The sequence below is a fragment of the Streptomyces mangrovi genome, from assembly GCF_900114215.1.
GTDB classification, from domain to species: domain Bacteria; phylum Actinomycetota; class Actinomycetes; order Streptomycetales; family Streptomycetaceae; genus Streptomyces; species Streptomyces barkulensis.
Genome location: NZ_FOSG01000023.1, coordinates 1 through 21,151 on the forward strand (window position 1 = coordinate 1; position 21,151 = coordinate 21,151).

At 70.1% G+C, this 21,151-nt stretch carries 14 protein-coding genes; 3 read left to right on the forward strand and 11 right to left on the reverse strand.

Features of this window, described 5'->3' with window-relative positions:
- The 6 genes from BM237_RS24360 to BM237_RS24385 form a co-directional block, all read right to left on the reverse strand.
- A partial coding sequence (locus tag BM237_RS24360; protein ID WP_139238166.1) for an NAD(P)/FAD-dependent oxidoreductase occupies nt 1-317 on the reverse strand: 317 nt, incomplete at its 3' end.
- Between the two features lie 132 nt (nt 318-449).
- Entirely contained in the window at nt 450-1,418 is a 969-nt protein-coding gene (locus tag BM237_RS24365; protein WP_342746255.1) for an anti-sigma factor family protein, read from the reverse strand.
- Entirely contained in the window at nt 1,415-2,146 is a 732-nt protein-coding gene (gene sigM / locus BM237_RS24370; protein ID WP_093851950.1) for an RNA polymerase sigma factor SigM, read from the reverse strand. Before sigM ends, BM237_RS24365 begins: the two co-directional genes overlap by 4 nt.
- A gap of 55 nt (nt 2,147-2,201) precedes the next feature.
- Nucleotides 2,202-3,959 (reverse strand): protein kinase family protein, encoded by a 1,758-nt coding sequence (locus BM237_RS24375; protein WP_093851882.1) that lies wholly within the window; start codon nt 3,957-3,959, stop codon nt 2,202-2,204.
- Nucleotides 3,960-4,089: 130 nt separating this feature from the next.
- Complete coding sequence (murJ, locus tag BM237_RS24380) at nt 4,090-6,351, reverse strand: murein biosynthesis integral membrane protein MurJ (protein ID WP_093851883.1); 2,262 nt, start codon at nt 6,349-6,351, stop codon at nt 4,090-4,092.
- Between the two features lie 55 nt (nt 6,352-6,406).
- Complete coding sequence (locus BM237_RS24385; RefSeq protein WP_093851884.1) at nt 6,407-8,833, reverse strand: DUF6049 family protein; 2,427 nt, start codon at nt 8,831-8,833, stop codon at nt 6,407-6,409.
- Between the two features lie 287 nt (nt 8,834-9,120).
- Between BM237_RS24385 and BM237_RS24390 the strand changes: the two genes are divergently transcribed.
- Nucleotides 9,121-10,605, forward strand: coding sequence for a CCA tRNA nucleotidyltransferase (locus BM237_RS24390; RefSeq protein ID WP_425443737.1), 1,485 nt, complete (start codon nt 9,121-9,123; stop codon nt 10,603-10,605).
- Here BM237_RS24390 and BM237_RS24395 read toward each other — a convergent pair.
- The 3 genes from BM237_RS24395 to BM237_RS24405 all read right to left on the reverse strand — a co-directional run bounded on the left by BM237_RS24395 (nt 10,577) and on the right by BM237_RS24405 (nt 16,446).
- On the reverse strand, nt 10,577-11,926 hold the full coding sequence (locus BM237_RS24395) for an MFS transporter (RefSeq protein WP_093851885.1): 1,350 nt from the start codon (nt 11,924-11,926) through the stop codon (nt 10,577-10,579). The two genes, BM237_RS24390 and BM237_RS24395, sit on opposite strands and share 29 nt — an antisense overlap.
- Before the next feature lie 102 nt (nt 11,927-12,028).
- Nucleotides 12,029-13,555, reverse strand: a complete 1,527-nt coding sequence (locus BM237_RS24400; RefSeq protein WP_093851886.1) for a glycosyltransferase family 87 protein — start codon at nt 13,553-13,555, stop codon at nt 12,029-12,031.
- A 236-nt stretch (nt 13,556-13,791) separates the two neighbouring features.
- Complete coding sequence (locus BM237_RS24405; RefSeq protein WP_093851887.1) at nt 13,792-16,446, reverse strand: transglycosylase domain-containing protein; 2,655 nt, start codon at nt 16,444-16,446, stop codon at nt 13,792-13,794.
- 440 nt (nt 16,447-16,886) lie between these two features.
- On the opposite strand from BM237_RS24405, the gene BM237_RS24410 reads away from it, so the two are divergent.
- Both BM237_RS24410 and BM237_RS24415 read left to right on the forward strand, forming a co-directional pair.
- On the forward strand, nt 16,887-17,498 hold the full coding sequence (locus BM237_RS24410; RefSeq protein WP_093851888.1) for a PadR family transcriptional regulator: 612 nt from the start codon (nt 16,887-16,889) through the stop codon (nt 17,496-17,498).
- 75 nt (nt 17,499-17,573) lie between these two features.
- A complete protein-coding gene (locus BM237_RS24415) occupies nt 17,574-18,656 on the forward strand; it encodes an inositol-3-phosphate synthase (protein WP_093851889.1) in 1,083 nt (360 codons plus the stop codon).
- Nucleotides 18,657-18,866: 210 nt separating this feature from the next.
- Here BM237_RS24415 and BM237_RS24420 read toward each other — a convergent pair whose 3' ends face one another.
- Together BM237_RS24420 and BM237_RS24425 are read right to left on the reverse strand one after the other, a co-directional pair.
- Nucleotides 18,867-19,898, reverse strand: coding sequence for an alanine racemase (locus BM237_RS24420; protein ID WP_093851890.1), 1,032 nt, complete (start codon nt 19,896-19,898; stop codon nt 18,867-18,869).
- A gap of 93 nt (nt 19,899-19,991) precedes the next feature.
- The gene (locus BM237_RS24425; protein ID WP_093851891.1) at nt 19,992-21,110 is read right to left on the reverse strand and encodes a lipid II:glycine glycyltransferase FemX; all 1,119 of its coding nucleotides are present in this window, start codon (nt 21,108-21,110) and stop codon (nt 19,992-19,994) included.
- Nucleotides 21,111-21,151: the final 41 nt, after the last annotated feature.

The window sequence follows — 21,151 nt, forward strand, 5'->3', positions numbered from 1 at the left end:
GCCCGGTGGGTGGTGCCGGCCGAGTCGGTCACGGTCTTGATCTCGCCCTCGAGGTCGACGGCGGTGATGTCGTCGGCGATCAGTTCGGCGCCGAACCGCTCGGCCTGGGCGCGCATGTCGTCCATCAGGTCCGGGCCCATGACGCCGTCGCGGAAGCCGGGGAAGTTCTCCACCTCGGTGGTGTTCATCAGCGCGCCGCCGGCGGTCACCGAGCCTTCGAAGACCAGCGGCTTCAGGGCGGCGCGGGCGGTGTAGAGCGCTGCGGTGTATCCCGCCGGCCCGGAGCCGATGATGATCACGTTGCGGACGTCGCTCACGGAGTCTTCCTTGTCTGCCGATGGGTTTACCGATGGATGCCTGTCGGGAGCATCGCCTTGGGGAGGCTTACCCGACCCAACGAATCCTAGGAGCCAGGCATTCCCGGCCGTGGTATTGCGTGGGCGGGACGCTCAGCGCGGATAGGTACGGGTGGTCAGCACCGTGCCGGCGGCGGGAGGCTCCTTGCCGACGCAGTCGGCGTCGATCACATAGGCATCCACCCGGGAACCGTCGGCCTCATGCGGTAGGACCACGATGTACGCCTGTCGTCCCTCGTAGTCACTCATGCCGATGGCCAGAGGTGTCTCGTCACGGTCGACGCCCTCACGAACGCACAGCGGCATGGTGGTCGTGGACGTGCCCGGGGACCCGGGGCTTGCCTTGAGGCTGAAGTCGGGAGAACCGGGGTCCGTCTTCTTCAGGCTCCCTTGACTCTCCTGCTCCCGCTTCCCTGATTCGCTGCCGGCCAGTAGGGACCGTACGCGTGCCTCCAGTGCCTGATCGCTCCGGTCGCTCTCCGCACCGGCGTCCGCGGCCACACCCTTGTCCGTGCCCCCGGAGAAGTCTGCTCCCACGCCTGGAAGGAAGACCGCGCCGAGAGCGAGAAGGGCTGCCGCACCCGCGGTGCCGAGCAAGGCGGTGCCCCAGCGGCGCGGTCGCCCGCTGCCGGCCCTGCCCGGGCCTCCGGCGCCTCGTGGTCGCCCTGCGGGCCGGCCGGCAGACCGGCCCGTGGGCCGACTGGAGCGGGCCGTTTCACGTGAAACAGCGGTTGGCGTATCCGCCGGAGAGGCCGAGGGGGAAGTACCCCGGATCTCATCGCCGAAGAGAGTGGAGGCGCTGAGCAGGGCCTCGGCGGCCAGCGCGGCGTCGATACGGCCTGCCACATCGGACGGCATCGGGGTCGGCTCCGGAAGGGTGCCCAGCGTGTTGCGGATCTCCTCCAGGGAGGCCCGTACGTCTGCGCACAGCGCGCAGCCCGACAGATGGGCGCGTAGACCGGCCGAGCGTTCCGGGGGGAGCAGCCCCTCGGTGAAGTCGGAGATCTCGTCGACCTCGGGGTGCCCGTCAGCGCCGAACGACGCGGAAGACATGGATGTCATGCGTGCTCACCTCCGCCCTTCACGGCCCCGGTGCCTGGTTTCCCTCTTGCCGGTGGGACGGACGCCCCCTGTGTCCGGTTCCTTCTGCCGGCGCCCGCCCGGGTTCCCGCAGCCGGACCCTCAGAGCGTAGATGGCCGACCAACGGCAGCAGCCGGGCTCTGCCGCGGGCACAGCGGCTCTTGACGGTCCCGACGGCGACATTGAGGATGCGGGCCGCCTCGGCGACCGGATAGCCCTGCATATCGACGAGGACGAGCGCCGCCCGCTGCTCCGGCGGCAACTGGGAGAGCGCGGCGATGAGCTGGCGATGAAGGTCCTGGCGCTCGGCGGGCACGGCGGCGGACTCGTGCGGCTCCAGGAGTCGTTCCAGACGCTCGGGCTCGGCGATGGGCGAGGTGCGGCGGCTGGCCGCCTTGCGTGCGCGGTCCAGGCAGGCGTTCACAGTGATGCGGTGCAGCCAGGTGGTGACCGCGGACCGCCCCTGGAAGGTGTGGGCGCTTCGGTAAGCGGAGACAAAGGCGTCCTGGACGGCGTCGGCGGCTTCCTCACGATCCCTCAGAACACGCAGAGCCACGGCCCAGAGCCGGTCGCGATGGCGGCGCACGATCTCACCGAAGGCCTGTGGATCGCCGGCGACATGGCGGGCGAGGAGCTCCCGGTCGTCGACTCTGTCCGCGTCATCGGGGCCGCTCGTGTCCCCGGCACCGTCGACGGCGCCACCCGTCACCTCGTCGCCCACCAGCCGGTCCCCTCCTCAGTCCGCTGTGTCCACGGGCGGCAGGTCAGCTGAGGACCTCGACCTCCGTGATGCGGCCACGGTAGTTGCCTTCCTCCGTCAGGGGGAGTTCGGTGAGCCACACCAGGACGTAGCGCGTCCTGATCGGCTTCTTGGCCTTGAGCTCCACTTCGGTTCCGGAGCCGCTGCTGACCTTGCTGAAGCCGTTCAACGAGCCGGGCATCTGCGCGGTGTCCTCGTCCGTGGCCAGGAAGTCGACGGAGGTGCTGCCCCTGAAACCGACCTTGACAGTGCTGATCTGCCGGGCCTCGCCCAGGTCGAGGATCAGACCCACGCCGTCCTTGAGGTTCCCGAACTTCGCGCTGTTGTAGTACATGGTCTGCCAGAAGGTGCCGGCGTCGCCGTCGATCGCTCTGCCCACCTGGCCGCTGTTCTCGGTGGGATCACCACCGAACGGGTCGAAGTCCTTGGCGAGGGAGATCTCGACCGGCCTGCCCGTGGGAGCGGTCTCCGGCTGCTTCTGCTGCTCGATCTCGCTCTGCCCCGGGTCCGGCGCCGGGGGCTCGCCGCCCTTCAGGAGAGTGTCGGCCAGTTGCCAGCTTCCCAGTCCCAGTGCGGCGATGAGCAGAGCGGAGACGCCCCACTTCAGCAGCCTGCCGGCGCGGCCGGGCAGTGCGGGAGGCGCCGGCGCCGTCGTCACGGTGGGCGCGCCTGCGGGCCCCGCGGGAGGACGGGGCACGGGACCGCCGTAGGCCCCCTGCCGGTAACCGGGGCCCTGGTACGGCGGCGGAGCGGTGAACTCGGGCTCGGGCGGCCGGATGCGCGGCAGCGCGGCGATCGCCTTGGCCAGCTCCTCGGGGGTGGTGCAGGGCTGTTCCTGGCGGGAGGCGGTGGCACCGTCGTTGACCATCGCGCGCATGGCCAGCTCGGAGAGCCCGCGGTGCACCCCGGCGCGTACCTGGTCCGGGGGGATGAGGGAGTCGCCGGTCAGCTCGGCCATGCCGCCGAGGCCGTAGGCGTCCTCGCCGTACGGCCAGCGGTGGGCGAGGGAGGCATACAGAAGAGCGCCGATCGCCTCGGTGTCGGTGCGCTGGGGGTGATCGGAGGTGATACCGCGCAGGGCGGCGTTCACGGCGAGGCCGCGGATGCGGTACTGGCCGGCGGCGGTGCGCAGGACGCAGCCGGGGGTCAGCCGCAGATGAGCCAGGCCCTCGCGGTGGGCGGCGGCCATCGCCTGGGTGATCTGGCTGACGAGCTGATAGGCCTCGTGGGTGGGCAGCGGACCGGAGGCGAGAAGGGCTGTGAGAGGGGTGGCGTCCGGGAGCCACTCGTGGACGACGTAGACGAGGTCGTTCTCCTCGACCGCGTCCAGTACCTGCACGAAGCGGGGATCGCCGAGGAGGGCTGCGGAGCGGGCGGCGGCCAGGACCGGCCGGGCGCGGGGGTGGTCGGCTGCGAGGAGATGGACGCCGACGGCGCGGCGCAGTTTCTCGTCGACGGCTCGCCAACTGCTGAACCCGTCCAGACGGGTGATGCACTCCTCCAGACGGTAGCGCCGGGCGAGCTTGTGACCGCTGTGCAGCTCGGGCGGCTGCGGGGTCCGGGAGGGCTCGGAGGCCGATGTCACCGCGTCGGCGGTATCAGGGGCGCCGGAGGCTTCCGCCGTTGCGCTGTCATCGCCGTCGTGGTCCGTGGAACCGTCGGCCGTGGCCCGCTCGACAGCGGTGGTCGGCGGCTTGTTCCCGCCGTCCGTCCCGCCGCTTTCGCCGGCCACGTCGACGGCAGCCGTGCTCCGTTCCGCCACCGTCGCTCCCGCCTCCCCATTCGTTACAGCCTGTTTCCCGACACAGCCAGAGACAATTGTGCCCACAGTCCGCCGCTGTGCACGACACACGGGTGGGGCCGAAGGTTGTGCGACCGGCCTCGGAAGGCCGTCAGCGGCCGAGCTTCGCGCGGACCATGCCCATCATGGCGGTCAGCTCCTCCACCCGCATACGCCGGGCTGTCAGAACGAAGACCGCGCCCAGCACCAGACCGCCCGCGGCCAGGGCCGCGGCACCGCTGACGACGCCGGGGCCGAGGGCCCGGACGACGGCGTAGGCGACCGCGCCACCGGCCAGTGCGGCCGGGGTGCCGGCGCCGCAGAGCCTGGCGTAGGCGCGCACGATGCGGGGGCCGTCCAGATCGCCGCCCAGCTTCCTGCTCAGCCGCTTCCAGGCGACGCCTACGCCCACGGCGTAGGCGAGGCCGTAGGCGGCGGCCATGCCGACGACCGCCCACCGGCTGGGCAGCAGCAGGAAGGCCAGAGCGGAGCCCGCCGCGTTGCAGGCGGCCACGATCACCGTGTTGTAGAAGGGGGTGCGGGTGTCCTCGTAGGCGTAGAAGCCGCGCAGGACCACGTACTGCACGGAGTAGGGGATCAGTCCGAGGCCGAAGGCCATCAGGATGTAGCCCATCGAGGTGGCCGCGTCGATGCCCGCGGAGAAGTACATCAGCAGGCACATCGGTACACCGAGGGCCACGAAGGCGAAGGACACCGGCACGATGGCGACGGCCGAGGTGCGCAGTCCGTGCGAGATGTCGTCGCGGACGGCGGCCGGATCGCCGTCGTGGGCGGCGCGGGAGATCCTCGGCAGCAGGGCGGCCATCACCGAGACGGTGATGATGGCCTGCGGCATCTGCCAGATCAGCTGGGCGTTGCTGTAGCCGAGGATGCCCGTACCGGGATGTCCCTCGGCGTCGGCGGCCTTACCGGCCCAGGTGGCGAGCTGGGTGACGACCAGGACGCCCGCCTGGTTGGCCAGGACGAACAGGAACGTCCATTTGGCGAGCCGGGCCGCCTTGCCCAGGCCGTGGCCGCGCCAGTCGAAGCGCGGACGGACACGGAAGCCGGTGGCGCGCAGGTAGGGGATCATCGCCAGGGCCTGGACGACCAGCCCCAGCAGGGTGCCGACGCCGAGCAGCCGGACGCCCTCCGGCGGGATCGTCTCCACACTCATCCCGGAAGTGCGGGCCGTGCCGTACACCCAGATGAAGAGGCCGAATGTGGTGATGATGACGACGTTGTTCAGGACGGGGGTCCACATCATCGCGCCGAAGCGGCCCCGGGCGTTGAGGATCTGGCCCATGACGACGTGGACACCCATGAAGAAGATCGTGGGCAGGCAGTAGCGGGCGAAGGTGACCGCCACGTTGTTGGCGGCCGGGTCGTCGGCGATCTGCACGGACAGTGCCCGCACCAGCAGCGGCGCACCCAGCACCGTGAGGGCGACCAGCCCGCCGAGGACGACCATGACCAGGGTGAGGAGACGGTTGGCGTAAGCCTCACCGCCGTCCTCGTCGTTCTTCATGGCGCGTACGAGCTGCGGCACGAAGACGGAGTTCAGGCCGCCGCCGATGGACAGGATGTAGATCATCGTCGGCAGCGTGTACGCCACGGTGTAGGCGTCGCCGAGCAGTGCGGCGCCGAGTGCGGCGGTGATCACCAGGGTGCGGACGAAGCCCGTGAGCCGGGAGACCATCGTGCCCGCGGCCATGATGGCGCTGGACTTCAGTATGCCGCCGCCCCGGCGGGCGGACCTGCCCGCCGCCGCGGGAGGCGGGTCCGTGGGGGTGCCTTCCGCTTCCGGTGCCGCCTGGGGCGGCGGTGGCGGCGGTGGGGACTGTGGCCCGGAGACGGCGGGGGACGGAGGCTGCTGTGGGCCGGGCCGCGGGGGCCGCCCGTAGGACTCCCGGTGGCCGTAGGGGCTCTGGGCTCCGGGAGCCGCTTGTGGCGCGTACGGATCCTGCGGCGCGTACGGCCCCGAGGGCTGGTGCTGCTCGTACGGCTCTCCCTGCTCGTACGGCTCTTCCTGCTGTCCGGTCGGCTGCCCGGCCGGCGGGTACTGCCGGTGCTCCTGGGACGGGGACGCCTGCTGGTCGTGGAAGAGGTGGGCGAAGGCGTCGTCGCGGGCGCGGCCCCCACTCTCCCGCGCCCCTGCCTCCAGCATGTCGTCCACACCTGTGAAGCGCACGGTCGCCGAGTCGCCGCCCCGCCCCGGCTGCCCGTGGGTGCCCTGAGGTGCGGGCTGGGAGGTGTTCCGACCGTACGGGTACTGCCGGTAGGGGTACCGCTCCTGCGCGTCCTGGCCGCCCGGAGCGGTCGGCTCCCCACCGCCGGGCGCATCACCGCGGTCACGGTCGTACGGCGCGTTCATCGCTGCAACCCCACCTCATCGTCCGCGGCCGTCTTCCCCGGCCCCGACAGCTCGCTCAACGCTCCACCTTCTCACCCGCACCGGAGGGGTCGCGACGTCCGGCTCCGGTGTTCCCGGCGGGGTCACCCGCCTGCCCGTCCCCGGCCTCCGCGGCAGGCTTTCCGTCGGCCTCCGCGGCCTCCTCCGGCTCCCCCTGCTCCTCCGGTCCGTCCGCGTGCCGCACCAGGGGGGCGTCCGGGTCCGGCCGTTCGCCGAGGCGCTTGCGCTGGGTGTACATCCGGACCCCGGCCAGCACCACGAGCAGGACTCCGCCGGAGATCACCAGCATCACCGCGGAGGTGATCTCGGTGACCTCCACCTGGAACCTCATCGCCTCGCCCCAGGGATCGCCGTCCTCGGTGTAGAGCCGGGCCTCGACCCAGGTGCGGCCGTTGGCCTTGGCGGTGGTGGGGACCTTCACCGACTGGCTGTGCCCGCCCTCCACCGTGACCGGCTGCGCCTCGCCGACGTCCAGGCCGATCCGGCGCCCGGAGACCAGCCGCAGCTCCAGGTTCTCCACGTCCTGGAGGAGCTTGTTCTGCACGGTCACCGGAATGGTGGCGCTGCGGCCGGACAGCTTCATGTCCGACTTCTCGATCAGCCGGACACCGCCCGTCAGCTCCTCCAGATAGCCGCCCACCGACTCCCGGTACTCCGCCGCGGCCTCGCGGTCACCGCGCCAGGAGACGGACATCGAGCGGTGGATCGCGGTGTTGAAGGGCGTCTCCACCCGGGCCGGCTCGGACAGGATGCTCTTGAAGTCGTCCAGGGTGTTCCGGATGGCGCGGATCTTCTCGAAGGACTCGGTCCGCAGCTCCCGCTTGCGCAGCGAGTCCGGGTAGGAGCCCTGCCCCGGCACCTTCCGGCCGGCCCGTGGGTCCGGATCGGCTTCCGCGGCCTCGGACAGGCTCACGAACTCCGCCCAGCGTCCGTCGAGTTGGAGTGTGTCGAGTGCGTCGGCCATCGCCTGGGCCTGGCTGACGGTGGGCATCCGCCGGGGTGCCACCACGATGCTGCGTTGCCGGCCCGGCTGCTGCGCGGTGATCGACTGGGTGTGGGCCAGGAACCGCTGTACGGCCCGTGTGGAGTCGTCGGCCCGGGTCATGTCCCCCTGGAACAGCTTCGACAGCCGGGCGTCCGCCACGATCGCGGTGGTGCCGCCGCCGATCGGCCGGGCGGCGGTGGGGGTGTGGTTCAGAGAGGCGGGTTCGCGCATGCTGTCGCTGCGGGCGATGACGTTGTGGGCGCCCGCCGAGGTGGCCACGGAGACGATGGAGGGGTCGACGGCGCCCTCCACCGGCCAGGCGAAGTCGGTGCTGGGCTCGGTGAGCAGGGTGGTCTCCACCGTCATCCGGCCCAGCTCGGTGGCCGGTCCCAGATGGCTGAGCGCGCCGGAGACCTTCTTGCCCCGGTGGGCGAGGGAGGCGAGATCCGGGTCGCCGAAGGGCAGGGCCACGACCTCCCCGTCCTCCACCGCCTGCCGCAGTTCGTGCAGCCATCGCCGGGCGTCGGCCTGGCCCTTCCCGGCGACCTCCCGGCCGTCCTCGGTCAGCACCTTGTAGTTGTTGGTCATCGCCTCCACGGAGGCGAGCAGATCCGGGTCGACCACCCAGGTGACCGGAAGCTTGCTGCCCAGGGCGACCATCTGCTGGAGCCGTCCACCGGGGGCGATCTCGGCTTCGAGGTCGTCGTCCTCGAACACCGGCATCCGCCGCTGGTCCCCGGACTCGGTGCGGGCTGTGACGTGGGTGGAGGAGATCAGCGGCCACAGGAAGGTCAGCTGTGTGGCCTGCTCGGGCGCGGACGGCTGCCATGGCAGGAGGGCCCGCTCGATGCCCAGGACGCGTCCGTACGCCTCGTCGGCCATCCGGCCCGACAGCGACACACCGAGCTGGTACACGCCGGGCTCGTCGAAGGGGAGCTTGTCGGCCGGCACGCTCAGGGTGAAGGAGAAGCTGGCTCCCGGGGGGAGGTCACCGATCTTCACGGTGCCCTTGCCGCCGATCTCCTCTCCGTCGATCCCGGGCACGTAGGCGGTGCGCGAGTCGGCGCGGTCGATCGCGCTGCGTGTGGTCAGCCGGGCGCCGGGGCGCAGCGCGACCTTGGCCTCGGTGATGTCGGAGGAGGTTCTGTTGCTGACGCGGCCGGAGACGGTGACCGTGTCGCCCTTGCCCGGAGCCGAGGGGGTGAGCCCGGTGATGGAGACCGAGGCGGTGCGGGACTCGTCGGCGGTGGGGGCTGCCGGCACCGCCTGGGTGGAAGGGACTGAGAGCGCAGAGGGGGTCGAGGGGGCCGAGAGAGCGACGGCGGCCTCGGCGGGGGACTGGGCGGCCACTCCCGTCAGCAGCGGCAGGGAGGCGGCCAGCACGGCCGTGCAGCGCACCGCCCATCGGCGGCGGGCAGGAGCGATGGGGGTCCCTGGGGTCTGTGCCGCCTCGGCCACGTGCCTCGTCCATCCTGTCCGCCGGTCGTCCGTACCGGTGCGCTGCCGATCTGCCAATGGTCTGCTAGTGGTCTGCCGCTGGCCTGCTGCTGGTCTGCCGCTGCTGTGACGCACTCAGATGCTAACGATCCCCGCCGACCGTGAGTGCCGCGGAGCCGACCACGGCGTCGGTCATGGCGTCGACCATGGAGCCGACCATGGCGTCGGTCACGGGCCGGGCCCGGCCGACGGGCCGGGAGAGCAACGGGGAGGACCGGCGGGAGACGGGCCACGTACCCTGTTCTGCTGTGCCGAACGCCAACACTGACAGCCATCCCCAGCAGCAGGCCCACGGGCCCACCCGAGAGGCTCCTCCGGCGGTGCTGGGGGAAGCCCAGCGCAGAGCCGTGAGCGAGCTGCTGCGGGTGTCCCCCGTCGCCGACGACCTGGCCCGCCGCTTCAAGGATGCCGGATTCACCCTGGCCCTGGTCGGTGGTTCCGTGCGCGACGCGCTGCTGGGCAGGCTCGGCAACGATCTGGACTTCACCACCGATGCCCGGCCGCAGGACATCCTGGCCCTGGTCCGGCCGTGGGCAGACGCGGTGTGGGAGGTGGGTATCGCCTTCGGCACGGTGGGCTGCCGCAAGGACGACTACCAGATCGAGGTCACCACGTACCGGTCGGAGTCGTACGACCGGACCTCGCGCAAGCCCGAGGTCTCCTACGGCGACTCGATCGAGGAGGACCTGGTCCGCCGGGACTTCACCGTCAACGCGATGGCGGTCGTGCTGCCCGAGAAGACCTTCGTCGACCCGCACCGGGGCCTGGAGGACCTGGCACGCCGGGTGCTGCGTACGCCCGGCACCCCCGAGGAATCCTTCTCCGACGACCCGCTGCGGATGATGCGGGCCGCCCGCTTCGCCGCCCAGCTCGGTTTCGAGGTGGAGGACGAGGTCGTCGCCGCGATGACGGCGATGTCCGAACGGATCGGGATCGTCTCGGCCGAGAGGGTGCGGGACGAGCTGAACAAACTGATCCTCGCCGACCAGCCCCGTCGTGGCCTGGAGCTGCTGGTGACGACGGGGCTGGCCGACCGGGTCCTGCCCGAGCTGCCCGCGCTGCGCCTGGAGCGGGATGAGCACCACCGGCACAAGGATGTCTACGAGCACACCCTGACCGTGCTGGAGCAGGCCATCGACCTGGAGGAGGACGGCCCGGATCTCACTCTGCGGCTGGCGGCCCTGCTGCACGACATCGGCAAACCGAAGACACGCCGGTTCGAGAAGGACGGACGTGTCTCCTTCCACCACCACGAGGTGGTGGGGGCGAAGATGACCAAGTCCCGGATGACCAAGCTCAAGTACCCGGGCGAGATGGTGAAGGACGTCTCGCGTCTGGTCGAGCTGCATCTGCGCTTCCACGGCTATGGCACCGGGGAGTGGACCGACTCGGCGGTGCGGCGCTATGTCCGCGACGCCGGCCCGCTGCTGGAGCGGCTGCACAAGCTGACGAGGTCGGACTGCACCACGCGCAACAAGCGCAAGGCCAACGCCCTGTCGCGTGCGTACGACGGTCTTGAGGAGCGCATCGCGCGGCTGAAGGAGCAGGAGGAACTGGACTCCATCCGCCCGGATCTCAACGGCAACGAGATCATGGAGACCCTCGGGCTGCACCCCGGCCCCGAGGTGGGCGAGGCCTACCGGCACCTACTGGAGTTGCGGCTGGAGCACGGCCCGATGGGGCGTGAGGCCGCGACCGAGGCCCTCAGGCAGTGGTGGGCCGGTCGGGACTGACCGTATCGCTGCTCTCATCGCGGTGGCCGTTTCGGCGTTTCACGTGAAACACCGCAACGGCCACCGCTGCGTACAGCGCCGTCACCGTCATCACCAGAGTCGGCGAACGGCCGTCCGGGGGGAGTATCAGGGCGGCCACCCCGGCGGCGCCGACGAAGGCGACGTTGAAGAGCATGTCGTACAGGGAGAAGACCCTCCCGCGGTAGACATCGTCCACCGATGACTGCACGACCGTGTCCGTGGTGATCTTCGCGCCCTGAGTGGCCAGCCCCACCACGAAGGCGGCGCCCAGTACGGGAACGGGCCGGAAGGGCAGCGCCAACGCGGGCACCAGTACCGCAGCCCCCGCGGCACACAGCGCGATCCAGCCGAACCGGCCGACGCGCTGTACGGCCCAGGGGGTGATGACGGCCGCGGTGAAGAAGCCCAGTCCGGAGACGCCCACGGCCAGCCCCAGAAGCGCCATCCCGCCCAGAGTGCCTCCAGCGTCGCCATTGCCTCCCCCGTCGCCACCGTCCCAGGCATACCGGCTCAGCATCAGCACCATCACCGTCAGCGCGCCGTAACAGAAGCGCAGCACCGCCATCGAGGCGAGTGACTGGGCGGCTCTGCGCCGCTCCCCCAGATGGCGCAGTCCGGCGACCAGTCCGCGCGCGACATCGGTCAGCGCGATGCTCAGCCGGGCCCGGATGATCGTGTCCGGCCCGAGCGTTCCACGGCCGATCCGGAGTGATGCCAGGGCTCCCAGTAGATAGAGGCCGGCACCGAGAGCCACGACCATGGCGTCCGCGCCCGCGCCGTCCGGGGCGGGGATCCGTACGAGGAAGGCGAGCCCGCCTCCCGCGGTGGCCGCCAGGGTGCCTGCGGTGGGGGACAGGGAGTTCGCCATCACCAGCCGTTCGCCGTCCACCACATGCGGCAGCGCGGCGGAGAGCCCGGCGAGTACGAAGCGGTTGACGGCGGTGACCGAGAGCGCGGCGAGGTAGAACAGCCACAGTGGCGCCGAGGTCAGCACCAGTGCCGCGGTGGCGGTCGCCAGCACGGCGCGCAGCAGATTGCCGAACAGCAGCACCTGCCGTCGCTGCCACCGGTCGAGCAGTACCCCGGCGAAGGGGCCGAGCAGTGAGTACGGCAGCAGCAGGACGGCCATAGCGGAGGCGATGGCGGCGGGGGAGGTCTGCTGCTCGGGAGAGAAGACCACATAGGCGGCGAGCGCGACCTGGAAGACTCCGTCGGCCGACTGGGACAGCAGTCGTACCGCCAGCAGCCGGCGGAAGCCGGAGAAGCGCAGGAGCACGCGCAGATCACGCACAACAGCCATGCGGTCAGCCTCACACACCTGCCCGGCAGGGAGGCGCAGCGCCCCCGGGCGCGGTCGGTCCCTGTGGTGTTTCACGTGAAACACCACAGGGACGGGCGAGCGTCATTCCCCGCCGATGCTGGGTTCCCGGCGTGCCGTCCGGTCCTCAGGGAGCTGAGAGTTCTGATGGCTTTGAGGGTTCTGAGGATTCTGAGGGCCGGGAAGAGCCAGGGGACGATGCCCTCGGGAGCCGAGGACGAAGACATCGGGTGCGTGGTCGAGGACGCCCCCGGAGGGGTCGTCGGAGCCGTCCCGGCGGACCACATCCCGGTCCGGCAGCAGGATGTCCCGTACCACCACGGCACACAGATACAGCGTGCCCAGTAGATGGAGCACGATCGCGAACTGGTAGCCCTCGGTGGGGAGCCCGTGGTGGTCGTCACCGCTGCCGGTGTAGGCCAGGTAGAACCAGATGCCGAGGTAGTACATCACCTCGCACGCCTGCCAGATCAGGAAGTCGCGCCACCGCGGCCGGGCCAGGGCGGCCAGCGGGATCAGCCACAGCACGTACTGCGGCGAGTAGACCTTGTTGGTCACGATGAACAGGGCGACCACGAGGAAGGCGAGCTGCGCGAAGCGCGGACGGCGCGGCGCGCGCAGGGTGAGCAGGGCGATCGCCGCACAGCCCAGCAGCACCAGCAGCGTGGCGTAGGTGTTGGCGTGTTCCAGCGGATTGCCGGTGCGCTGCGAGATGATCAGCCAGAACGAACCGAAGTCGATGTTCCGTTCCTGGCTGAAGGAGTAGAACTTTCCCCAGCCCTCCGGGGCGAGCAGCATGACGGGCAGGTTCACCGCCAGCCAGGAGGCCACGGCTCCGCCCAGTGCCACGCCGAACGCCCTCCGGCGCCCCGCACGCCAGCAGAGCACCAGCAGCGGCCCCAGCAGTAGGAACGGATAGAACTTGGCGGCGGTCGCCAGCCCCAGCAGCACCCCCGAGGCGAACGGGCGGCCGCGCGCCCACATCAGCATCGAGGCGGCGGTCAGGGACACCGCCAGCAGGTCCCAGTTGATCGTCGCGGTGAGCGCGAGGGCCGGGGCGAGTGCGACCAGCAGCGCGTCCCATGGGCGCCGCCGGTGGGTGCGGGCGACGCACACCACCAGGACGGCGGCGCAGATCATCAGCATCCCGGCGTTGACCATCCAGTAGATCTGCTGCCGCTGCATCATCTCGCCGCCCTGCGGTGTGAGCCAGGACGCCACCTCCATGAACACCCCGGTCAGCACCGGGTACTCCAGGTACTCCATCCCGCCGGAGATCTCCTGGGGGATGCGGTCGAAGTACGGCGTGAGATCGGCGGCGAAGCCGCGACCGGTGTAGAGGTGCGGGATGTCGGAGTAGCAGGCGTGCACATACTGGCTGGTCGCCCCGCGGAACCAGCCGCTCTCGTAGCAGGGCGCTTTCTGCACCATGCCGAGCGCGAACATCCCCAGCATCACCAGCAGCACGACCCGTACCGGCGTCCACCAGGACCGTCCGGTCAGCGCACGCCTGCCGATCGGCCCGCCGATCAGCTCGCTGCCCGCGGCGGAGACCTCGTCCTGGACGGTGGGCCGTACCGGTGCCTGCTGCTCCTGGTGCGCGCTCGTCATGGGCCACATCCTGCCGTATGGCGGATCCGGGCATGCGGTACGCGAGATGGTGGCCCGCCGGTCCCGCCGGTCCCGCCGGTCCCGGCTGCCCCGGCTGCCCGGCGGGCCGGCCAGGCCGAGACGGCCGGGCCCGGAGAAGCCGGAAGCGGCGCCGTTTCCGACGCCGCTTCCCGTGTCCTTCTCAGCGCTCCCCGCCGAAAGTCCCGGCAGGGGGCGGTCACTGCCCCGAGGCCTTCTCAGGAACCGTCCTGGCCCCAGATGCCGCCGCTGTTGCCGCCGTTTCCTCCGTTGCCGTTCCCTCCGGTGTCGGTTCCGCCGGTGTCGGTCCCTCCGGTGTCGGTTCCGCCGGTGTCTGTGCCCCCGGTGTCGGTTCCGCCGGTGTCTGTGCCCCCGGTGTCGGTTCCGCCGGTGTCCGTGCCCCCGGTGTCGTCACAGAACCAGTCGTTGGGACGGCAGGTGCTCGACGGAGGACCGGACGGCGTCTCCTGGGACGGAGACGGCTCCGTGCTGGGCTCGGGCTCCTCACTCTCCGACGGCGACGGCTCGGGCTCCTCGCTCTCCGACGGCGATGGCGACGGCGACGGAGCGCCGACCTGGTCGATCTTCTTGCCGACCGGGCCGGGCTCGGGGAAGTCCTTCGCCGGCTCCCCCTTGAGGGCGCTCTTCATGTACGCCGTCCACACCTCGGTGGGCAGCCGGCCACCGTGGATGGAATCGAAACCACCCGTGCCGTTCATCGACAGCAGGGTGCGCTTCTCCGGGTCCGTACGGAACAGGGTGACCGCGGTGGACAGCTGCGGGGTGTACCCGACCCACCAGGCGGACTTGTTCTTGTCGGTCGTACCGGTCTTGCCCGCCACGGGGCGGCCCAGCCCTTGGGCCCTGGTGCCCGTGCCGTGCTGCTTCTCGACGACGCCGCGCAGTACGTCGGTGATGTTGTCGGCGATGTCGGAGTCCATCGCCGTCTCCTTCTGGGGCTTCTCGAAACCGGGCTCCTCGTCGCCGTTGTGCGTCACCCTCCGCACCGTGTAGGTGTCGACCTGGGTTCCCGAGGCGGCGAAGGTCGCATAGGAGTTGGCCATCTCGATGGCGCCCGGGGTGGAGGTGCCCAGCGCGAAGGACGGGTTGAGGTTCGGGTCGAAGCTGTCCTTCTCGATGCCCGCGCTCTCCGCCATGGCCTTGACCTTGTCCATGCCCACGTCCATGCCGAGCTGGACGAACGGGGTGTTGGCGGAGACCTCCATGGCCCGGCGCAGGGTGACGTACCCGTGGTCCTTGTCGCCGTCGTTCACCTGGTAGAAGGGATTGCCCTCCTTGTCCAGGTAGTCGGTGCCGTCCTGCTGCTTGACCTTCAGCTTGTTGTCGCCGTTGTACTCGCTGCTCGGTGCGACGCCCACACCGTTGCTCTTGTAGGTGCCGTGCTCCATGGCCGCGGCCAGCACGAACGGCTTCCACGTCGAACCCACCGGGACGCCCAGGGTGTCCGCGTTGTTGGTGAAGTGCCCCTTGTCGAAGCCCGGGCCGCCGTAGATGGCCACGACCTTGCCCGTGCCCGGCTCCACCGAGGCGGCGCCGAACTGGACGAACTTGTCCGTGTCAGGGCTTCCCTCGGGGTCGATGTACTGCTTGGTGACCTTGTTGACCGCCTTCTCCATCGCGGCGGTCTTCTTCTTGTCGAAGGTCGTGTAGATCTGGTAGCCGCCCTGGTCGAACTTCTGCTTGCTGATGCCCAGGGTCTTCTTGACCTCGTTCTCGGCGAGGGAGGCCAGATAGCCGGTCTGCCCGTTGAGCCCGGCCTGGGCCTTGCGTGGGGCGATCTTGGGGAACTTGTACTTGTCCCGCTCGCTCTGGCTCATCAGCTTCAAGTCGACCTGCCGGTCCATCACCCAGTTCCAGCGCTTCACGGCCCGCTTCCGGTTCTCCTCGGGGGAGGAGTTGGGGCCCTCGCCGCCGGCCGGGTCGTACAGGTCGGCGCCCTTGAGGACGGTGGTGAGCAGTGCGCTCTCGGAGGGCGTGAGCTCCTTGGCGTCCTTCTCGAAGTACGCCTGGGAGGCGGCCTGGAGGCCGTGTGCGCCGCGCCCGTAGTAGCTGGTGTTCAGGTAGCCCTGGAGGATCTCGTCCTTGTCCATCTTGGCGTTGACCTTGATGGAGATGAACAGCTCCCGCGCCTTGCGGGCGATGGTCTGGTCCTGGCTCAGATAGGTGTTCTTGACGAACTGCTGGGTGATGGTCGAGCCGCCCTGGGTGTCACCGCCCGTGGCCATGTTGAACACCGCCCGGCCGATGCCGATCGGGTCGACGCCCTTGTCCTCCCAGAAGGTGGCGTTCTCGGCGGCGACGACCGCCTTCTGCATCGACTGGGGAACATCTTCTATCTTGATGTTCTGCCGGTTGGTCTTGCCGGCCCTGGCCATGACGGTGTCGTCGGACCAGTAGTAGACGTTGTTCTGCTGGAGCGCCAGGGCGTTCTTCTCGTCCGGCACCTCCACCATGGCCAGCGCCAGTCCGCCGAGGCCGATCAGCATCCCCATGAAGGCCAGGGCCAGGCCGGTGACCAGCTTCCAGGACGGCATCCAGCGCCGCCAGCCGTACTTGCCGGACCTGGGGTAGTCGATGAAGCGCTTCTTCTCGGGCTCGTAGCGCCCCCGCCTGCGGCCGACGACCGTGACGTCCCCGGCGGTCTCGGCCGCCCGGCGTCTGCCGCCCCCGCCCCCGCCGCCGGCGCGCTGCGCAGCGCGCCGTGCCTCGGCCCGGCCGCCGTGGGGGCGGTCCGAGGGCATGCCGTGGGAAGCGGTGGAGCCATACGACTGTGCGGCACGCCGACCGCCTGACGGCGGCTGTGCGGCGCGCCGGCCACGCGACTGCGGTGGCTTACGACGGTGCTCGCTCATGTGGAACAGCTACTCCTCGGGCAGGCGCTCGCGCCTGAAGGCGGCAGTGTACTTCCAGTCCCCCGAAGTGCGGCCCGCCCACGTTCCCAGAACTGGCCGCACTGCACCCGGGACGAGGACGCGTCCGACGCCTCGTTGGTTCCCGGTGGCCTTCTGCACAGCGGACAGACTACGCAGGTACGAAAACCCCATCTCCGGCATTCAGGAGAAAGAGGGGCTACCGAGCTGTAGTGAAGGAGCGATGTGAAACCGCTCACTCTCCCCCGCGCCCATCCCCCCTTGTCGCGCCTGTGGAGGCGCTCTATCGTCTTCGCTATCACCCCGATGTATCGAGTCGATACATCGGTGAGAGACAATGGCACAGGACGACGGGGCGTGAGCCCGAGGCGGCCGCCCGTGGACGGGCCGGCCGGCGGACACCGGTGGAAGGAGTGACGGCGATGGGCAGACGCTCGGGAATCCTGGAGTTCGCCGTCCTCGGACTGCTCCGCGAGTCACCCATGCACGGTTACGAGCTGCGCAAACGGCTCAACACCTCGCTGGGCGTCTTCCGGGCCTTCAGCTACGGCTCCCTCTACCCCTGCCTGAAGACGCTGGTCCAGCGCGGATGGTTGGCCGAGGAGCCCGGCGACGAGCCCGAGGACTCCCTCGCGGCGCCGCTCGCCGGACGCCGGGCCAAGATCGTCTACCGGCTCACGGCCGAGGGGAAGGAGCGCTTCGAGGAGCTCCTCTCCCAGACCGGGCCGGACACCTGGGAGGACGAGGGGTTCGGCGTCCGCTTCGCCTTCTTCGGCCAGACCTCGCGCGATGTGCGGATGCGGGTGCTGGAAGGCCGCCGCAGCCGCCTGGAGGAGCGCCTCGCCAAGATGCGCACGGCCCTGGCCCGCACCCGGGAGCGGCTGGACGACTACACCCTCGAACTGCAGCGACACGGCATGGAGTCCGTGGAGCGCGAGGTCCGCTGGCTCAACGAACTCATCGAGAGCGAGCGGGCGGGGCGTGATCAGCACCGGGGGCAGACCCCGCCCGATCCGTCCGATGACACCGCGTGAAGGTCCGCACCGAGCGGGCCGGCACCAACACCACCGTCGGAAACGACACGGAACAAACACAGGGAGCAACCGCCAATGGGTTCGGTTCGCGTAGCCATCGTCGGCGTGGGCAACTGCGCCGCCTCGCTGGTGCAGGGCGTCGAGTACTACAAGGACGCCGACCCGAAGAGCCGTGTGCCGGGTCTGATGCACGTGCAGTTCGGCGACTACCACATCTCGGACATCGAGTTCGTGGCCGCGTTCGACGTGGACGCCAAGAAGGTGGGCCTGGACCTCGCCGACGCCATCGGCGCCAGTGAGAACAACACCATCAAGATCTGCGACGTGCCCGCCACCGGCGTGACCGTCCAGCGCGGCCACACCCTCGACGGCCTGGGCAAGTACTACCGCCAGACCATCGAGGAGTCGGCCGAGGAGCCGGTCGACATCGTGAAGGTCCTCAAGGACCGCGAGGTCGACGTCCTGGTCTGCTACCTCCCGGTGGGCTCCGAGGACGCCGCGAAGTACTACGCGCAGTGCGCCATCGACGCGCGTGTCGCATTCGTCAACGCCCTGCCGGTCTTCATCGCCGGTACCGAGGAGTGGGCGAACAAGTTCGCCGAGGCCGGTGTCCCGATCGTCGGCGACGACATCAAGTCCCAGGTGGGCGCGACCATCACGCACCGTGTGCTGGCCAAGCTCTTCGAGGACCGCGGTGTCATCCTCGACCGCACGATGCAGCTCAACGTCGGCGGCAACATGGACTTCAAGAACATGCTCGAGCGCGAGCGCCTGGAGTCCAAGAAGATCTCCAAGACCCAGGCCGTCACCTCCCAGATCCCCGACCGGGACATGGGCGAGGACAACGTCCACATCGGCCCGTCGGACTACGTGGCCTGGCTGGACGACCGCAAGTGGGCCTACGTCCGCCTGGAGGGCCGCGCGTTCGGCGACGTCCCGCTGAACCTGGAGTACAAGCTGGAGGTCTGGGACTCCCCGAACTCCGCCGGTGTCATCATCGACGCCCTGCGCGCCGCGAAGATCGCGAAGGACCGCGGTGTCGGCGGCCCGATCCTGTCGGCCTCCTCCTACTTCATGAAGTCCCCGCCGGTCCAGTACTTCGACGACCAGGCCCGGGAGAACGTGGAGAAGTTCATCAACGGCGAGGTGGAGCGCTAGGAAGCACCCCGGGGATCCCCGGGTGTCGCCCGGGAGAACCCGGGGGGCACAGCGGAAACAGCAGAAACAGCAGAAACAGCGGAAACACCGAGAACACCGCGCCGGAAGCCGGTGGCGCATCCGGCGGCGCAGCATGGCGAGGGGCCCGGACACGGTTTCGTGTCCGGGCCCCTCGCCGTCGTACGGCGCCCCGCCGCCGCGCGCGGCCGCTCAGTTGTCGACCAGCCGGTCGTACTGCGTCGTCGTGTGCCGCAGGATCGCCGTCAGCTCGTCGCCCACCTTCGGCTCCGCGGCCTCCTCCGGCACGAACAGGATCGACACCTGCATGTGCGGCGGCTCGGCGAACCAGCGCTGCTTGCCGTCCCAGACGAAGGGCGAGAGGTTGCGGTTCACCGTCGCCAGCCCGGCCCGCGCCACGCCCTTGGCCCGCGAGGTCATCCCGTGCATGGCCTTCGGCGCCTCCAGGCCCACCCCGTGCGAGGTGCCGCCGGCCACGACCACCAGCCAGCCGTCGCCCGCCGCCTTCTGCTGGCGGTAGCCGAAGCGGTCGCCCCGCACCACCCGTGTGACGTCCAGCACCGAGCCCCGGTACCGGGTCGCCTCGTGGTCGCCCAGCCACAGCCGCGTGCCGATCCGCGCCCGGAAACGGGTCTGCGGGAACTGCTGCTGGAGCAGCGCGAACTCCTGAGGCTTCAGATGGCTGACGAACATCGTCTCCAGCGGCAGGCGGGCCGCCCGCAGCCGGTCCATCCAGCCGATGACCTCGTCCACCGCGTCCGTACCGTCGGTGCGGTCCAGCGGCAGATGGATCGCGAAGCCCTCCAGCCGCACGTCCTCGATGGAGGCGCGCAGCTTGCCCAGGTCCTCCTCCACCACCCCGTGCCGCTTCATCGAGCTCATCACCTCAATGACGACACGGGCTCCGACCAGCGCGTTCACCCCGTCGACCGAGGAGACCGAACGGATCGCCCGGTCCGGCAGCGGCACCGGCTCCTCACCGCGGCGGAACGGGGTGAGCACCAGCAGGTCCCCGCTGAACCAGTCCTTCATCCGGGCGGCCTCGTACGTGGTGCCCACGGCGATGACGTCCGAGCCGGAGCGGGTCACCTCCTCGGCCAGCCGCTCGTGGCCGAAGCCGTATCCGTTGCCCTTGCAGACCGGGACCAGCCCCGGGAACTGCTTCAGCACCGTCTGCTGGTGCGCCCGCCAGCGTTCGGTGTCGACGTAGAGGGAGAGCGCCATGGCCGTACGGAACCTTTCTCATCGGTCCCGGCGTGCGCCGGCGGGCCGTCTTCCGTCCCGCCGGCTCTCGCCGGACGTGCGTGGAGCAGGGCGTCAGCGGCGCGACATGTAGATGTCGAGCGCCTTGTGCAGCAGCTTATTGAGCGGAAAGTCCCACTCGCCGAGATACTCGGCGGCCTGGCCGCCGGTGCCCACCTTGAACTGGATCAGACCGAAGAGGTGGTCGGAGTCGTCCAGGGAGTCGCTGATGCCGCGCAGGTCGTACACGCTCGCCCCGAGCGCGTACGCGTCCTGCAGCATCCGCCACTGCATGGCGTTGGAGGGGCGCACCTCGCGCTTGTGGTTGGCCGAGGCGCCGTAGGAGTACCACACGTGCCCGCCCACGATCAGCATGGTGGCCGCGGCCACCGGCTCGCCCTCGTGCTTGGCGAAGTACAGCCGCATCCGGTTGGGGTCCTCGGCGTTCAGCGCCGTCCACATCCGCTGGAAGTAGCCCAGGGGACGCGGCCGGAAGCGGTCGCGCTCGGCCGTGACCTCGTACAGCTCCTGCCACACCGGCAGATCGTCGTAGCCGCCCTGCACGACCTCGACGCCGGCCTTCTCGGCCTTCTTGATGTTGCGCCGCCACAGCTGGTTGAAGCCCTTGTGCACCTCGTCCAGCGAGCGGTTCTCCAGCGGCACCTGGAAGACGTAGCGCGGCTGGACGTCACCGAAGCCGGCGCCGCCGTCCTCGCCCTGCTGCCAGCCCATCCGCCGCAGCCGGTCGGCCACCTCGAAGGCGCGCGGCTCGATGTGGGTGGCCTCGACATCGCGCAGCCGCTTCACGTCCGGGTTCTGGATGCCGGTCTTGATCGCGGGGGCGTCCCAGCGCCGGATCACCACGGGCGGGCCCATCTTCACCGAGAACGCGCCCTTGGCCTTCAGATGCGCCAGCATCGGGCGCAGCCACTCCTCCAGGTTCGGCGCGAACCAGTTGATCACCGGCCCCTCGGGCAGATAGGCCAGATAGCGCTTGACCTTCGGTAGCTGGCGGTACAGCACCAGACCCGCCCCGACCAGCTCGCCGCTCGCGTCGAACCAGCCCAGGTTCTCCGACCCCCACTCGGCCTTCACATCCGCCCACGCGGGGACCTGCATGTGGCTGGCCGATGGCAGGCTCCGGATATACGCCAGGTGCTGCTCGCGACTGATCGTCCTCAGGGTCAGGCTCATTACGGGGCGCTCCTCCGGCGTACTTCGCAGGGTCTGGCCGG

Bases quoted from the DNA above. Each gene is read 5' to 3' on its own strand.
- BM237_RS24410 (WP_093851888.1), top strand. From the start codon at position 16,887: ATGGGCAGACGCTCGGGAATCCTGGAGTTCGCCGTCCTCGGACTGCTC.
- BM237_RS24365 (WP_342746255.1), bottom strand. From the start codon at position 1,418: ATGACATCCATGTCTTCCGCGTCGTTCGGCGCTGACGGGCACCCCGAG.
- BM237_RS24405 (WP_093851887.1), bottom strand. From the start codon at position 16,446: ATGAGCGAGCACCGTCGTAAGCCACCGCAGTCGCGTGGCCGGCGCGCC.
- BM237_RS24415 (WP_093851889.1), top strand. From the start codon at position 17,574: ATGGGTTCGGTTCGCGTAGCCATCGTCGGCGTGGGCAACTGCGCCGCC.
- BM237_RS24400 (WP_093851886.1), bottom strand. From the start codon at position 13,555: ATGACGAGCGCGCACCAGGAGCAGCAGGCACCGGTACGGCCCACCGTC.
- BM237_RS24395 (WP_093851885.1), bottom strand. From the start codon at position 11,926: ATGGCTGTTGTGCGTGATCTGCGCGTGCTCCTGCGCTTCTCCGGCTTC.
- BM237_RS24425 (WP_093851891.1), bottom strand. From the start codon at position 21,110: ATGAGCCTGACCCTGAGGACGATCAGTCGCGAGCAGCACCTGGCGTAT.
- BM237_RS24420 (WP_093851890.1), bottom strand. From the start codon at position 19,898: ATGGCGCTCTCCCTCTACGTCGACACCGAACGCTGGCGGGCGCACCAG.
- murJ (WP_093851883.1), bottom strand. From the start codon at position 6,351: ATGAACGCGCCGTACGACCGTGACCGCGGTGATGCGCCCGGCGGTGGG.